14 protein-coding genes are annotated in these 15074 nt (G+C 61.4%); 8 read left to right on the forward strand and 6 right to left on the reverse strand.

Features of this window, described 5'->3' with window-relative positions; translation table 11 throughout:
- Positions 1–22 precede the first annotated feature (22 nt).
- The 3 genes from ABIE33_RS28935 to ABIE33_RS28945 form a co-directional block, all read right to left on the reverse strand.
- Complete coding sequence (locus tag ABIE33_RS28935; RefSeq protein ID WP_429131467.1) at positions 23–1186, reverse strand: HPP family protein; 1164 nt, start codon at positions 1184–1186, stop codon at positions 23–25.
- 160 nt (positions 1187–1346) lie between these two features.
- Positions 1347–2717 (reverse strand): sensor histidine kinase, encoded by a 1371-nt coding sequence (locus tag ABIE33_RS28940; protein ID WP_429131469.1) that lies wholly within the window; start codon positions 2715–2717, stop codon positions 1347–1349.
- Positions 2714–3388 (reverse strand): response regulator transcription factor, encoded by a 675-nt coding sequence (locus ABIE33_RS28945; RefSeq protein WP_429131472.1) that lies wholly within the window; start codon positions 3386–3388, stop codon positions 2714–2716. Before ABIE33_RS28945 ends, ABIE33_RS28940 begins: the two co-directional genes overlap by 4 nt.
- A gap of 277 nt (positions 3389–3665) precedes the next feature.
- Between ABIE33_RS28945 and ABIE33_RS28950 the strand changes: the two genes are divergently transcribed.
- The 4 genes from ABIE33_RS28950 (at position 3666) to ABIE33_RS28965 (ending at position 7623) form a co-directional block, all read left to right on the forward strand.
- Positions 3666–5396, forward strand: coding sequence for a phosphoethanolamine transferase (locus tag ABIE33_RS28950; RefSeq protein WP_429131500.1), 1731 nt, complete (start codon positions 3666–3668; stop codon positions 5394–5396).
- Positions 5397–5577: 181 nt separating this feature from the next.
- Positions 5578–5958 (forward strand): hypothetical protein, encoded by a 381-nt coding sequence (locus tag ABIE33_RS28955; protein ID WP_429131474.1) that lies wholly within the window; start codon positions 5578–5580, stop codon positions 5956–5958.
- Between the two features lie 197 nt (positions 5959–6155).
- Complete coding sequence (locus ABIE33_RS28960; protein WP_429131476.1) at positions 6156–6824, forward strand: metallophosphoesterase family protein; 669 nt, start codon at positions 6156–6158, stop codon at positions 6822–6824.
- Between the two features lie 127 nt (positions 6825–6951).
- On the forward strand, positions 6952–7623 hold the full coding sequence (locus ABIE33_RS28965; protein ID WP_429131478.1) for an HAD family hydrolase: 672 nt from the start codon (positions 6952–6954) through the stop codon (positions 7621–7623).
- A 101-nt stretch (positions 7624–7724) separates the two neighbouring features.
- Here the strand turns inward: ABIE33_RS28965 and ABIE33_RS28970 are convergent, their stop codons facing one another.
- The gene (locus tag ABIE33_RS28970; RefSeq protein WP_429131480.1) at positions 7725–9314 is read right to left on the reverse strand and encodes an ABC transporter substrate-binding protein; all 1590 of its coding nucleotides are present in this window, start codon (positions 9312–9314) and stop codon (positions 7725–7727) included.
- A 3-nt stretch (positions 9315–9317) separates the two neighbouring features.
- Positions 9318–9623, reverse strand: coding sequence for a GntR family transcriptional regulator (locus tag ABIE33_RS28975; protein ID WP_429131482.1), 306 nt, complete (start codon positions 9621–9623; stop codon positions 9318–9320).
- A gap of 238 nt (positions 9624–9861) precedes the next feature.
- On the opposite strand from ABIE33_RS28975, the gene ABIE33_RS28980 reads away from it, so the two are divergent.
- From ABIE33_RS28980 to ABIE33_RS28995, 4 genes are all read left to right on the forward strand, one after another.
- Entirely contained in the window at positions 9862–10890 is a 1029-nt protein-coding gene (locus ABIE33_RS28980; RefSeq protein ID WP_176355708.1) for an amino acid ABC transporter substrate-binding protein, read from the forward strand.
- Between the two features lie 73 nt (positions 10891–10963).
- Entirely contained in the window at positions 10964–12112 is a 1149-nt protein-coding gene (locus tag ABIE33_RS28985; RefSeq protein WP_429131484.1) for an amino acid ABC transporter permease, read from the forward strand.
- A 3-nt stretch (positions 12113–12115) separates the two neighbouring features.
- Positions 12116–13222 (forward strand): amino acid ABC transporter permease, encoded by a 1107-nt coding sequence (locus ABIE33_RS28990; protein WP_429131486.1) that lies wholly within the window; start codon positions 12116–12118, stop codon positions 13220–13222.
- Positions 13215–14657, forward strand: a complete 1443-nt coding sequence (locus tag ABIE33_RS28995) for an amidohydrolase family protein (RefSeq protein WP_429131488.1) — start codon at positions 13215–13217, stop codon at positions 14655–14657. The genes ABIE33_RS28990 and ABIE33_RS28995 overlap by 8 nt, the downstream gene beginning before the upstream one ends.
- A 63-nt stretch (positions 14658–14720) precedes the next feature.
- On the opposite strand, the gene ABIE33_RS29000 is transcribed toward ABIE33_RS28995, so the two are convergent.
- Positions 14721–15074, reverse strand: a 354-nt coding sequence (locus ABIE33_RS29000; protein ID WP_429131490.1) for a TOBE-like domain-containing protein, incomplete at its 5' end; no start/stop codon positions are given.

Raw genomic sequence — 15074 nt, forward strand, 5'->3', positions numbered from 1 at the left:
GCCCCAACGCTAAAGTGGGATACTACGCGACGTCGCGCTCGTCGTTTTCCAGTCTTCGCTGGAAGAGGGCGGCGATCAGGTCCGATTGGGTGACGATGCCGACCAATCGGTTGTCGGCGTCGACAACAGGCATGTGGTGCAGGCCCATGTCGGCCATCGGCGGGACGAGCTTGGCGATCATCGTTTCCGGCAGTGCCGACTGCACGCGACGTGTCATGATCTCGGAAACCAGACGCGGCGCCTTCGGCCCGAAACCGATGACGTTGCCGAGGCGTTGCCTGAGGCCGGCATGCGGTGCCAGCATGGCATGCTTGATGAAGTCGGTCTGGGTAATGATGCCGACGAGGCCATCTTTTTCCGTGACCACCGGCAAGGCCTTGATGTCGTGATCGAGCAATGTCTGCCAGGCCTTGCGCAGTGAGGTTTCCGGCGTCGCCGTCGCGACGTCGCGTGACATGACTTCGCCGCAGGTGATCTCGCCCGAGCGTCGATTGAAGGCGCGGATCTGCGCCTGATGAATAAGGGTATCGAGCTCGTCCGGGCTGATGGCGACAACCTCGCCATATTGCGCCAGCACGGCCTGCAAGTCGTCCGGTACGATGCCGAGACGCTGCATCGGCAATGGGTCATCGGTGCGATGCGCATTGCCGGCAGGCGCCAGGTGCGGATAACGGCGACCGGTAGCATTGTTGAACAACAGCGCAACGAGGAGGATGAGGGCGGAATTGATGGCAACCGGCGACAGCACGAACCAGTAGCCGGCCTCATGGATCGATGTGCCGCCAAGTACGGCGGTCAGCGCGACCGCGCCGCTCGGCGGATGAAGGCAGCCGAGCAGCAGCATGACGGCGATCGCAAGTCCGACGGCGACAGCCGCCGCGACCACCGGTTCTGGAATGAAAAACGCACAGGTGACACCGATCAGCGACGACACGATATTGCCGCCGAGGATCGACCAGGGCTGTGCCAGCGGACTGGACGGCGCGGCGAACAGCAGGACTGCGGAAGCGCCCATCGGCGCGATCAGCAGGGGCAGGTTGGCATCGGCGCCAAGTGCCAGAGTGCTGACGAGGCCGGTCAGGAGAATGCCGACAAGCGCGCCAAGCGACGCACGCAGCCGCTCCATATGGCTGACGGGAACGAGCGATGGAACGAAACGCTTGAGGTAGGCACTGGCCTTCGACATGGCAACTCGCGGGCGGCAGAATGACTAATTGCCCAGGCCAATAGCATATGACGACGAATTGGGCAGGAAATCTGCATCCAAAAAAACGCGACGGATTAAAATATATGCACGGCGCCCGTATCGGAAGCAATGTTGGCGCGAACCTCCGGCGGATCGGTTGTCACGTCTCAGCCCGATCTGATCGTGCGGCAGAGAAGTCGATGGTAATCTTCGTGCCTTGATCCGGCGCGGTCTCGAAGGCGATCGGGGCATCATGCAGCTCGCTAATGCGCTGGACGATTTTCAAGCCGAGGCCGAGCTGTCCCGTCCGCTTGATATAGCCGAGATCTTCGTGATGTTCCGGCAGATCGACGAGCCCCTTGCCGTTATCCTCGACGCTGACGATCGAGCCGGGACCGCAGGTCAGGACAATGCGGGTGCCCGGCGGATTATGCTTGACCGCATTCTCGATCAGGTTGCGCAGCATGTTTTCGACGAGCGCCGGGATAATCGTGACTGCAGGCGTGCCTTCGTCGACGAATTCCAGCGATTTGTCGTGATCAAAGACAAAGGGCACGATCGCCTCTGCGAGGCTCGCACCGATCTGCGAGAGACTGGCCGACTGATAGGCCGAAGGGTCGACGGCGTCGGCCCGGGCGAGCGAGGTCAACTGCTCGAGAATATGCGTGAGGGCATCGAGGTCACGTTCGGCGGCGCGGGCACGCGGGTCATCGATATGGCTGAGTTCCATTTTCGCGATTGAAACGGGGGTCCGGATCTCATGCGCGATGGAGGACGAGAATAGCTTCTGGGATTGGATCAGGTCGGCGACCCGCGCCAGCATGCGGTTGACGGCATTGACCAGGCGAGCGATCTCTTCGGGCATGCGGGTGAGCGGCAGGCGAGCGCCGCTGTCGCGGGGATCCAATCGATCCGCTGCCGCCGCAGCCATAGCCACCGGTTTGAGCGCACTGCGGATTGACCAGATCGTCGCGCCGATGACGAGGCAGAACATCAAGGTCATCGGCACGATCATGGAATCGAACATCTCGTGCAGCAATGCGCTGTACATGAAGCCGTTCGGATCCTTCAGGATCGCCAGTTCGACCAGGACAGTCGCCCCCGCACGCTCAAAGGTTTGTCCACCGGCGACGCTGAACGGTTTGCCTGGTTGAATTTCGCGTTTCCAGAAATTCGGCGCGTCGATGCTCATTGGAAGAAAATGCTCGGCGCATTCCGTCGTGCAGTTTGAATAGAGCGGCTTACCCGACTCCGTTCGTACTCTGAGGAAGATCGAGCCATCGCGATCATGGCGGTCCATGTAGCGTTCACTCAGTTCGCGATCCGGTTCGAAACTCACAATGCCGTTGCGGACACGGACGGCGCTCGCCAGCAATTCCGTTTCCTGCTGCAGCATGAGAACGCTGAGCTTGTCGTCGTCGAACCAGTAGTCCGCAAAGACAACGCCGATCTGGATTGCCATGGCGAGCAGCGAGAACGCCACGATGCGGCGGGCGACGATGCCGATAAGCGACGAGTTCGGCCTTTTCATAAGGCCCGCCTGAGCAGATAGCCGATCCCGCGCACGGTCTCGATCTGGATGCCGGTCTCATAGACCTGCAGCCGTTTGCGCACCCTGGAAACGGCCAGCTCCAGCGCATTGGGGCTCATCTCCTGGCCATATTCCGAAAGTGCGATTTCCAGCTTGCGCTTGGGAACGACCCGGCCGACTTCGCGCATCAGGATTTCGATCAGCGAGCGTTCGCGCGGCGGCAGCGGCACAACAATGCCGTCACATGTCAGATCTGCGGTCGCAGGGTCGTAGCGCAGGGCGCCTGCCTCGAGAACCGGCTGCACCGCTTGCGGATTGCGCCGCAGCATCGCGCGGCAACGCGACAAAAGCTCCCGGTGATGGAAGGGCTTGACCAGATAGTCGTCGGCGCCGGCATCCAGTCCGGCAATGCGCTCATCGACCGATCCTCGCGCCGTGATGATCAAGACGGGCAGCCCCGGATACTCCTGGCGAACGCGGCGCAACAGTGTGAGGCCATCGCCATCCGGCAGACCGAGGTCAAGCAGAATCAGGTCGTGTTCCTGACCCGCGATTGCAGCTTCAGCGTCCGAGACGCTCGAAACTGCGTCGAGCCGCCAGCCCGCATCGCGCATGGTCTCTCCGACCAGTTCTACCAGTCGCGGACTGTCTTCAACCAGGAGCAGGCCCATCGAGTCGTCTCGGCATGACCATTCTTCGTTCGACCATATGGACTTTCTCAAGGGCTGCCAACTCCCCCGCGCGCGCCAACCAAAGCGGGTATCGCAGAGGCAATGAGCAATCTTGACGGGATTTCGACAGCTTGCCGGGCGTATCTCGACGGGGCAGGGGCAGGCTGCAGTCGAACCGGCGAGCCCGCATGTCACGGCTCCGCCTCTACTGGATGCCCGCGACAGCTTCGGCCGCAAAGCAAAATCGGCCTGGCAGTCGCAGCAGGAGAAGACTGTTTTGATTGTCACGAAAATCCGCCGGCCAGAACTCGGCAGCATCACGCTCACTGCAATCGTCAGCGCCTATCTGCTAGCTATGACCAACAATTCATTCTGGACGCACGCAGCGGCCTATTTCGATCATTCGCGGCTGTCGCTGCTGTCCTTCGGCGCCGCACTGGCGCTTGCAACCTTCGCGGTTTTGACGCTGGCTTCGGTGAAGTACGTCATGAAGCCGGTTCTGATCTTCCTCATCGTCGTTTCAGCGTCGGCTGCCTATTTCATCGACTACTTCGGCGTGATCGTCGACAAGGACATGATTGGCAATGCCGCCGTTACAACGCAAGCCGAGGCAAGCCACCTGCTGACCGGCAGCCTGATGCTGCATCTACTGCTCTACGCGGTCGTTCCTTCGCTGTTTGTCGTCTGGGTCAAGGTCCGCCATCGGCGCTTCCTGCCCAAGGCGGCAATCAATCTAGCGTTCATCATTCCGTGCCTGCTCGTTAGCGGCGGGTTGATCTATTCGGACTTTGCCAGCGTTGCCTATGTCATTCGCGAGCACAAGGATCTGATGAAGCGATTCAATCCCACAGGACCAGTTTCCGCTGCCGTTCGATACGCATCTTCAACCTACAAGGAACGCAATATTGTCGTGCAGCCGCTGGGCACCGACGCCCGGCAGGGGCCTCGTATCGCTGCGGTAGCCAAGCCGGTTGTCGTCATCGTCGTTGCCGGTGAAACCGCCAGGGCGATGAACTTCTCGCTCAACGGTTACGACAGGGAAACCAATCCGGAACTCAAATCTCTCGGTGTGATCAACTACACAGACACGACAAGCTGCGGCACGGCAACGGCGATATCGCTTCCTTGCATGTTCTCGGTCTATCCGCGCAACGAGTATACGGACTGGAAGGCCCGCTCGACCGAAAATCTCGTGAACGTTCTGACCCGCGCCGGCGTATCCGTGTCGTGGTGGGACAACAATACCGGCAGCAAGGGCATTGCCGATCTTATCAGCTTCGCCAGCATGACGAACCAGAAGGACAGCCCGCTGTGCAACAATGGCGAGTGCCTTGACGAAATTTTCCTAGGCGAGCTGGACAAGAAGCTGGCGGCGACAAAGTCGAACAGCGTCATAGTCCTGCACCAACTCGGCAGCCATGGTCCGTCCTACTATCTGCGCTATCCCGAAAGATTCCGGAAGTTCAAACCGGATTGCCGCACGGCTGAGCTGATGAAATGCTCGGTCGAGGAAATCACCAACGCCTACGACAATACGATCCTCTATACAGATTACGTGCTCGCAAGTGTTGCCCGGCTCCTTGAGAAGCATCAGAACGCCATTTCTGGCGCGATGATCTACATGTCCGATCACGGCGAATCCCTCGGCGAGAACGGCATCTATCTGCACGGCGCGCCCTATGCGATCGCGCCGCGCGAGCAGACGCAGGTTCCCTTCGTCACGTGGTTTTCGAAGCCGTATCAGGCGGCAATGGGCGTCGACGCGAGCTGCCTTGCCAAGGAAACAGATCAGCCGAAATCGCACGACAACCTTTTCCACACCGTGCTTGGCATGATGGATGTCGAGACGAAGGTCTACAATCGCGAGCTTGATGCCTTCGCCAAATGCACCCGGCAGGATCCGCCCGGCAAATCGAACGGTTCGGCCTTCCAGGCCGCCGATACCGCAAAAGATCTGCCGGCGCCGATTGTCCCGGCAACGGTCATGTCGGGTGCTAAGGCACTCTAGACGATCGGTCCGGCAGCGGATGCCGTACAAATCTGATCCGACCGTGGAACAAAGCAACCGTCTGCGCACTTCCCTGAATAGACTCTCGTTTGCGCCAGTACGGCAAACGCAAACGGAGGGTGGCAAAGACGTCAGCGCCAATCGGCGCCGGCGATCTATGCTTTTGCAGAAGGAGAGACTGATGCAGGTCGTCGGAATACAGGTTTCCGCTGAACGCGCCGGCAAGGCCGGCTTCACGGTCGAGTTCGTTGGCGCCGAGGGCGAAGTTGTCACGGTCACATGTCCGCAGGATGCGGAAGGATCGCTGAACAGGTTGAATGCGGTGGCGAGGGCAAAGGACAGTCTGTCCGCCGCGCTCGGGGCCGATGAAAAATTACTGGATGCACCAGATCAACCGCGCGCAAGTGCTGCCGGGCTTCGCCCGATCCCCAATGCGCGGACTGCACATGACCATAAAACCATGGAAGAACAGCTCGACGAAGGTCTAGAAGATACCTTCCCGGCAAGCGATCCGGTTTCCATCGCCAGCTCGGCGATTGCCAAGGGAAACTCCCGCCGTTAATCACCGGGTTCTCAGCGGTTCAATTCGGGCCCGGGACGGCGCACCATCCTTGACCGGCGCGTTGCCTGCTTTTTCGGCTTGATTATTGCCGGCCTTGCCGTGTTTCCGCCATCCGTGCAGTCTATCGGCGCTCGCATCCACGCGCCGAACATCCGTTGCGGCGTCAACCCTTTCGTCGAGTTCCGGAGGACTGGTGCATGAGCGCGCAGCATCTGACCTTTGCTGTCGGCGATATCCACGGCTGTTTGGCCGAGCTTCAGGCGCTCCTGCGGCGGATCGAAGCCTTTGCGCCCGAGGGCAGGGTGATCTTTCTCGGTGACATGATCGACCGTGGCCCCGATAGCCGAGGCGTGATTGAATTGATCATGGCAGGGCCGCAGATCCAGGGCTGGTCCTGGCTGGTGCTCAAGGGCAATCACGAAGAGATGCTACTCGGCGCCCGTAGCGGCGAGAGCGAAGTAGACTGGTGGCTGCTCAATGGAGGAAAGGAGACACTGGCATCCTACGCTCACACTATTCCCGCAGCGCATTTGAAGTGGCTGATGCAACTGCCGTCCATCATCGTCGAGCGTTTTCGCATCTTCGTTCACGCCGGGATCGACGAAACCATTCCGCTGGAGCGCCAGGGGGACGAAATCTTCCTCTGGATCAGGCGGCCGGATAATTACTCGGGCGACTATTGGGGCAAACACCTTTGCCACGGCCACACACCGAGCCTTTCCAATCCGCGGACCGTGGGCAACCGCACCAATGTGGATTCGGGCGCCGTGTTCGGTGGCCATCTTTCCTGCGCGATTTTTGACGATGATGTTCCCGGTGGGCCGATCGGCTTTCTGAGCACAGGGGACGGCGTTGACCAATCGTAACTTACGGTTGGCGAAGATGATCGCGGACATGCCGAATTGCGTTGTGCCCCTGCTCTTCAGGCTGTAGGTGTGCCGGGACTGTCGGGCGGGCTTTCTCGCTCATCATCGCAGCTTCAGGGGATCACCGTTGGATACCGCGCCTTCATCTCTCTTTGCCAAGAACTTCGCCGCTCTCCTGTTCGACATGGATGGGACACTGCTCAATTCCATGGCCGTCGTCGAACGCGTCTGGGGCGCCTGGGCCGTGCGCAACGGGCTCGATCCCGTCGAGATGATGAAGACGGTGCACGGCGTTCGCGCCGTGGATACGATCCGGACGCTCGAATTGCCTGATATCGATCCGGAGCATGAGGCCTACGAGCTTGCGCTCGCTGAAATCGCCGACGTCGAGGGGATCATCGAGATCGAGGGCGCTATTGCCTTCCTCAACTCGTTGCCGCCAGAGAAATGGGCGATCGTCACCTCTGCGCCGCTCGACCTCGCCGTTCGCCGCCTCGCGGCCGCGGGTATCCCGACGCCGAAGCTGATGATCACGGGCGAAGACGTGTCGGTCGGCAAACCCCATCCGGAGGGCTATCTTCTAGCCGCCGAAAAACTTGGCGTGCGTCCGGAAGACTGCATCGTTTTCGAAGATGCTCCGGCCGGAATTCTCGCCGGCAAGGCCGCCGGCGCCGAAGTCATCGTGATCACCGGCGCGCATGACGCTGCAGCCGACACGCCGCACATGACGCTCGCCCGCTATAACGATATCGAAGCGGGTATTGCCGACGACGGCATGCTGTCGCTGCGCCGTCGCTGAACGCTATCTTGAGCGACGCGGGCCACCGTGAGGGTGCCACGTCTCGAAGTTGATGAAAGCCGGAGAGCCTGATCAGGCCTCCGGCTTTTCCGTCTCTTGGCTCAGGCCGTGACCCAGCATTTCGTCAGGGCGTGGCCGCCCATCAGTTCGCCGTTCGGATCGTCGACCCAACCGCCGACCTTGTGGTTGGTGGCGTCGATATAGTTATTGAACATCGGCACGATGACGCCGCCTTCGTCGCGCAGCATCATCGCCGCCTGGCCATAGATCGCCTTGCGCTTGGTTTCGTCGAGCTCACCGCGGGCGGTAAAGATCAGTTTGTCGAAGTCTTCGCGCTGGAAGCGCGTGTCGTTCCATTCGGCCTTGGACAGATAGGCAATGGAATAGACCTGGTCCTGCGTCGGTCGGCCGGTCCAATAGGACATGCTGAACGGCTGCTTGTTCCAGACATCCGACCAGTAACCGTCGCCCGGCTCGCGCTTCAGGTCGATGGTGATGCCGCATTTGGCAGCGCTCATCTGGAAAAGCTGGGCGGCATCGACGGCGCCGGGGAAGGCGACGTCAGACGTGCGCAGCAGAACGGCGCCGTCGTGGCCGGATTTCTTGTAGTGGAATTTCGCCTTGTCAGGGTCGAAGACGCGTTGCTCGATATCGTTGTCGAAAAGCGGATAGCCTTTGATCATCGGCGTGTCATTGCCGACCGTGCCATAGCCACCCAGGACCTTTGCCACCATTTCCTCCCGGTCGACGGCATATTTCAGCGCCAGTCGCAGGTCGTTGTTGTCGAACGGCGCAGTATTGCAATGGGCGATGAACACGTAGTGGCCCTTGCCCGGAACGTTTCGGATGACAACGCCCGGCAGGCGCTGGATCAGCTGGACGAGCTTCGGCTCGATGCGGTTGATCATATGCATCTGGCCGCTTTGCAGCGCCGCCGTGCGCGCGGTCGAATCGTTGATGACGACGATTTCGATCTGATCGGCATGTCCGCGTTCGGCCGAGCCCCAATAGCCTTCGTGGCGCTCGGCGACGTGTTTTACGCCCGCCTCATTCACCACCACCTTATACGGACCGGTGCCAATGCCTGCGGTTGGATCGTCCTTGCCGCCGTTCGGCTGGATCATCAGGTGGTAGTCACTGACGATGTAGGGCATGTCCGCATTGGGCTGCCGCAAGGTGATGACGACATTGTCGCCGTCAGCCTTGATGGTCTCGAACTCCTGCACGAAGGGCAGGGCCGCCGATTTGGAGTCCGCATCGCCGTGGCGCTCAAGTGTCGCCACGACGTCGGCCGGGGTCAGAGGCTTGCCATTGTGGAAGGTGACGTCCTTGCGAATCCTGAAGCTCCAGGTTTTTGCGTCGCTGGAGGCTTCGTAGGATTCGGCCAGGCGGTACTCGATCTCGCCGGTCGGCGCGACTTCCAGCAACTGCTCGCCCCAGCAGCGACCGAGCGTGTATGGCACCTGGCTTGCCCATGTCGCAGGGTCGAGGCTGTTGGTCGATTCGCCGCCGACCAGGCCGGCCCGCAATGTCCCGCCCTTGACTGGGCCCGCCGCACGGGCGGCACTGCCTAGCAATGTCTGCGCCGACGCGATCGTCACGCCGAGCGCCGCTGCCCGTCCCAGAAATTCCCGTCGTGATAGACGACCCGCGGCAACCTGTCGGCTCATGTATTCCAGTTCTGTTGGCATCGCTTACTCCCTCCCTCGCAAGACGCGCCCGGCATACCGGCGCCGTTGCAGGATAGTGTGGGAGAAGAGACGTCTGAGATTCTCACCCGACGACAGCCCATGCCGCAGATGACGAACACAACGTCGTATTCGGTTCTGCCTTCGGCGTTCGCGGCGCACAAGCGCACCGCGAACGCTGGTGCGACTGACCTTGAAGTGATCGGCGATCGTGTCGTCGGAAAGCTTGGTGCCGGGCTTCAGCGCCTGCTCCGGGATGGCCTGGCGCAACAGCCGATAGACGACGTCGCTGCGGCTTGAACTCTCAAGCAACGTCGCCTCCCCAAGCCAGCCGAAAGGAACGGCGAAACATCTCCCATAACCTCGATGGCGCCCCAAAGCCATGTGCTTCAGTATTGTATACAATAATGTTGCCATTTGTATCCGGCTATCGTATGCAATTGATGACGCTGCGGGTTGCCCCCGGTGTCGGCCTAGGCGGGAGGAGGCATGCGAAGTGGATCGCATGACCCGCAGAGGCGGAGATTGTCGAAGTCATCGGGAGGGGAAAATGAAGAAAAGAATTCTGCAACTTTGCGCCACCGCGGCAGGTATCGCGGTTGGCCTCACGGCGTTCACCGCCAGCGCCGCCACCACGCTTGAAACAGTCAAGGCGCGCGGCAAGTTGATCTGCGGCGTTTCGATGAGCACGCCCGGCTTTGCGACGGCCGACGCCAAGGGCCACATGCAGGGCTTCGACGTCGACGTCTGCCGCGCCGTGGCTTCGGCTGTCTTCGGCGACCCGGAAAAAGTCGATTTCGTTCTGACGAACATCAACACCCGGTTCCAGGCTCTGCAATCCGGTGAAATCGACATGCTGTCGCGCCAGACGACCCATACCTTCTCGCGCGAGGTCTCGCTCGGTCTCGATTTCGGCCCGACGGTGTTCTACGACGGTCAGGGCTTGATGGTGCCGAAGTCGCTCGGCGTCAACAGCGCCAAGGAGCTGACGGACGCAGCGATCTGCACGCTGCCCGGCACGACGACAGCCCAGAACCTCAGCGACTTCTTCCGCTCGATCGGCGGCAAGTTCGAACTGGTCGTTTTCGAAAGCCCGGATGAGAACCGCAACGCCTTCTTCTCGGGCCGTTGCGAGGCGATTTCGTCCGACCGGTCTGACTTGGCGTCGATCCGTGCGGTTGCCAACAATCCAGACGACTACGTCGTTCTTCCCGAGACCATCTCCAAGGAGCCGCTCGCTCCGTCGGTCCGGCAGAACGATTCCAACTGGCGCGATATCGTTTCCTGGTCCGTCTGGATGCTGATGGCGGCCGAAGAGCGCGGCATCACTCAGGCCAATGTCGATGAAATGGCCAAGAGCGAGGATCCGGAAATCCAGCGCATGCTTGGCGTCAGTGAAGAGCTTGGCAAGATGCTCAACCTCGACAACAAGTGGGGTTACAACATCGTCAAGGGTGTCGGCAATTACGGCGAGGTGTTTGAGCGCAACCTCGGCACCAAGACCGCGCTCGGTCTGACCCGTGGGCCAAACACCCGCTGGAGCGAGGGCGGCCTGCTCTACGCGCCGCCATTCCGTTGATATTCGTCGGCCCGCGCTTAGGCGCGGGCCTTTTTCGTCTTCGACGTTCCCCTTGCCCGGCAGACGTGTCGCCATGTCCCTGTTTTATGACGCGCGCATCCGCGCGTTCCTCTACCAAACGATCGCGATCGGCGCCGTTGTCTTCGTCGCCTGGGCGATGTTCAGCACGGCGAGCGCCAACCTTGCCAAGCAGGACATTGCCACCGGCTTCGGCTTTCTGGCGCGCCAGGCCGGTTTCGTCATCACCGAGACTGCGATCGCCTATGAGCCGACCGATACCTTCGGCCGCGCCATTCTGGTCGGTATCGCCAATACGGTGAAGGTTTCGGCGCTCGCCGTTTTCTTCGGGACCATCCTCGGCGTGCTCGTCGGCATCGGTCGGCTGTCGCACAATCCGGTTCTGTCGCGCTTGATGCTCGCCTATGTCGAGGCGCTGCGTAACGTGCCGCTCCTTCTCTACCTGTTGCTCTGGTATTCGCTGATCATCTCGGTGTTTCCGCCGGTGCGGCAGGCAATCGAGATGCTGCCGGGCGTGTTCCTGTCCAATAGCGGTCTGGTCATGCCGGCCATGCGGTGGGCAAGCGGTTTCGAAGCGCTGCTTATCGCCGTGCTTGTCGGCATCGTCGCCGCCGTCGTGATCGAACGCGTCCTTGCCCGCCGCCGGATCGCCACGGGCAAGGAGATGCCCGTTGCCATCATCGCGATATTCGCCTTCCTGTTGCCGCTCGTGGCCACATTGCTGCTCGCCGACATCTCGGTCTCGATGGATGTCCCCGAACTCGGCCGGTTCCGCCTGACAGGCGGCTACCACGTGCGCCCGGAATTCGTGGCACTGTTGATCGGCCTGACGCTGAGCGCTTCGGCAAACGTTGCCGAGATCGTGCGTGCCGGCATTCAGGCCGTCAGCAAGGGACAATGGGAAGCGTCCACCGCCCTTGGCCTGCCGCGCTCGCGCACGCTGAAGTTGGTGATCCTGCCGCAGGCGCTGCGGATCATCGTGCCGCCGCTGACCAACACCTATCTGACGGTCTTCAAGAACAGCTCGCTCGCGATCGCTATCGGCTACCCCGATCTGGTGATGGTTTCCAACACCATCATGAACCAGACCGGCCAGGCGATCGAAGCCATTGCCATCTTCATGGCCGTCTATCTCGGCCTGTCCATCCTGATCTCGCTGGTGATGAACTGGTACAACGCGCGCGTCGCGCTGAGGGAGCGCTGAGCCATGACCCAGTTCGAAGGCTTCGTTGCCGACCCGACCCTGATGGCGCCCGCGGCCCGGCCGCCGGCGCGCAACCGCACCTGGCTTTCCGCCTATTTCGGAACGCCAGGCAATGCTCTGATCACCATCCTTTGCCTCGGTACCATCTTCGCTCTTGCCAAGCTCGCGATCGGCTGGCTGTTCGTCGACGCGATCTTCTCCGGCACGCCGACGGAGTGCAAGGCTTCCAGCGGGGCCTGCTGGCCGTTCCTGTCGGCCAAGCTGCGCTACATCTTCTTCGGCTTTTATCCTTTCGACGAGCAGTGGCGGCCGCTCGCGGCGATGCTTCTGTTTCTGGGTGCCTGCGGCGTGTCGATGGTGCCGCGCACCTGGGGCAGGGCGCTTGCGGTCACCTGGATCGTCCTGATCCTGCCGACGCTCTACACGCTGATGGCCGGCGGTATTTTCGGTTTGACGACCGTGCCGACCACACAATGGGGCGGCCTGCCATTGTCGTTCATGCTTTCCTTCGTCGGGCTTGCCTGCGCCCTGCCGCTCGGGATTGCACTTGCGCTTGCGCGTGCTTCGAGCCTGCCGGCGATCCGCGTTCTCGGCGTCGGCTTCATCGAAATCGTCCGCGGCGTGCCGTTGATCAGCATCCTGTTCATGGCGACCGTCATGCTGCCGCTGTTCATGCCCGATGGCATCACCATCGACAAACTGCTGCGGGCACAGGTGGCGATCATTCTCTTCGCCGCCGCCTATATCGCCGAAATCGTCCGCGGCGGGCTGCAGGCCGTTCCCAAGGGACAGATCGAGGCGGGCCATTCGCTCGGGCTGCATTACTGGCAGATCATGCGAAAGATCGTGCTGCCGCAGGCGCTGAAGAAGGTAATCCCGCCGCTCGTCGGCCTGTTCATCGGTTTCTTCCAGGATACGACCCTGGTTACGATCGTCGGCCTGCTCGACTTTCTCGATACCGTGCGCACCGCCATGCGCGATCCGCAATGGCAGGGCATCGCCGTGCTCGAAGGCTATGTCTTCGCCGCCGCCGTCTACTTCTTTTTTAGTGCACTGATGGGCGCTTACAGCCGTTTCCTCGAGCAGTATTTCAGGACCACGCATGAGTAAGAACATTCACGTCATCCGCAAGGCACATACGGTCGTCGGTTTCGACGCAGAGACCAAAAGCCACGTCTACCTCAACGACGCCGACGTCGCCTATGACGATAGCGGCTTCGTTCATGTCGGCGGACAATATGACGGCGCCTTTGCCAGCGAAACCTCCGGCGCTGACCGCATGGTGATGCCAGGTTTCGTTAATGTGCATTGCCACTCCGGCGAGGAGCCGATCTCCAAGGGCATCTTCGAAGACGCAGGTACGGCAGCGCTCTGGGGCAACGCCCTCTACGAATATTCTAACCTGCTGGAAATCGACGACGGTGCCATCGAGGCATCGCTGACAGTGATGCTGGGCGACTTGATGCGCAGCGGGGTGACTACCCTGCTGGACATTGCCGGACCGCATGAAAGCTGGCTGCCGACGCTCGCGCGAAGCGGTGCTCGCGCTTTCGTCGCTCCAGGCTTCCGCGAAGCGCAATGGCATGTCGAAGACGGCCATCGCCTTGATTTCATCTGGGACAAGGCGCGCGGTCGCGAGGCTTTTGCCCGGGCGCTTGATGTCGTCGACGCTGCTGCGGCCCATCCCTCCGGCCGCCTCGGCGGTGTGGTGGCACCATCGCAGATCGAGACCTGCTCGGCCGAATTGCTGCAGGATGCGGCAGCAGAGGCGCGCAAGCGCGGCATGCCGATCACCATCCACTCCGCCCAGACTATGGCCGAACATGAGGAAATACTGCGCCGGACCGGCCTGACCGCGGTGCAGTATCTGGAAAGCCTGGGGATCCTCGGTGACAACCTGATTCTCGGCCATTGCATCTTCATCGACAGCCATTCCTGGACGCGCCAGCGCACCAATATCGATCTCGGCCTGCTGGCGGAGCGGCTAACGACCGTGGCCCATTGCCCCGTGACCTTCTCGCGCAGCGGCATGGCGCTGGAATCGGTCGGGCGGTATCGCCGCGCCGGCGTCAACGTCGCGCTGGGGACCGACAGCTACCCCTTCAACATGCTGGAGGAAATGCGCCAGGCGATGATCTGTGCTCGACTGACCGGCAGATCCGTATTTGACGTATCGACCGCGGATATTCTCGAGACGGCGACGCTTGCCGGCGCCCGCGCGCTTGGCCGTGACGATATCGGCCGGATTGCCGTCGGTGCGAAAGCAGACTTTCTCATCGTTGATTTGAAACACCACGCGATGCAGCCGGTCTACGACCCCTTGCGCAATCTGCTGCATTGTGCAGCCGAACGCGCCATCGAAGAGGTCTATGTCGACGGGCAATGCGTCGTGCGCCATGGGCGCCCGACCTTGATCGACTACGACGGCGCCGTGGCGCTGCTGCAGGACGCGCAGGACTATGCGTGCCGCAAGGCGCCGGAAAACGATCCGAAGAAACGGCCGATGCGCGAGCTGGCACCGTTGTCGCTGCCCGTCGGGCAGTAAGCGCCGAAGCAATACGCAAGCACCAACTGGGGAACGCGCCGGTACGAACGGCGCCCTCGCGCTTCAGGCCTGTGCCACCAGCCGCGGCTTCTCTGCCTCGGTATCATTCTGCTTCGGCTTCACAAGGGGTTGCTCCTCCCTGAACAGTTTCCACTTTGTCGGCCGGAATGCGACCCTTGCGCGGTCCTGGGCTGTGGAGCGTTCTGGCGGCAGTTCGATTTCGGCATGCGGGTGGTTGCGGCCGAGATCGAGTTCGAGATGGCGGGTGCCGGCGACGCGGCGGCTGGCGGTGACCAGGCCAGCGAGACAACCGCCACAGCCATCGATCAGCTCGATGTCGTGCGGGCGGAAGTAGAGCGTGGCCGGACCGTCGGGCTCGGTCGGGGCGCGCAAGCCGATCGGCCGGTCCTCGAACCA

The organism is Ensifer sp. 4252, assembly GCF_050434565.1.
Taxonomy (GTDB): Bacteria; Pseudomonadota; Alphaproteobacteria; order Rhizobiales; family Rhizobiaceae; genus Ensifer.

Coding starts and splice junctions, on each gene's coding strand:
- ABIE33_RS28935 (WP_429131467.1), bottom strand. CDS start 1,186: ATGTCGAAGGCCAGTGCCTACCTCAAGCGTTTCGTTCCATCGCTCGTT.
- ABIE33_RS28980 (WP_176355708.1), top strand. CDS start 9,862: ATGAAGAAAAGAATTCTGCAACTTTGCGCCACCGCGGCAGGTATCGCG.
- ABIE33_RS28960 (WP_429131476.1), top strand. CDS start 6,156: ATGAGCGCGCAGCATCTGACCTTTGCTGTCGGCGATATCCACGGCTGT.
- ABIE33_RS28995 (WP_429131488.1), top strand. CDS start 13,215: ATGAGTAAGAACATTCACGTCATCCGCAAGGCACATACGGTCGTCGGT.
- ABIE33_RS28945 (WP_429131472.1), bottom strand. CDS start 3,388: ATGGGCCTGCTCCTGGTTGAAGACAGTCCGCGACTGGTAGAACTGGTC.
- ABIE33_RS28985 (WP_429131484.1), top strand. CDS start 10,964: ATGTCCCTGTTTTATGACGCGCGCATCCGCGCGTTCCTCTACCAAACG.
- ABIE33_RS28940 (WP_429131469.1), bottom strand. CDS start 2,717: ATGAAAAGGCCGAACTCGTCGCTTATCGGCATCGTCGCCCGCCGCATC.
- ABIE33_RS28955 (WP_429131474.1), top strand. CDS start 5,578: ATGCAGGTCGTCGGAATACAGGTTTCCGCTGAACGCGCCGGCAAGGCC.
- ABIE33_RS28970 (WP_429131480.1), bottom strand. CDS start 9,314: ATGCCAACAGAACTGGAATACATGAGCCGACAGGTTGCCGCGGGTCGT.
- ABIE33_RS28990 (WP_429131486.1), top strand. CDS start 12,116: ATGACCCAGTTCGAAGGCTTCGTTGCCGACCCGACCCTGATGGCGCCC.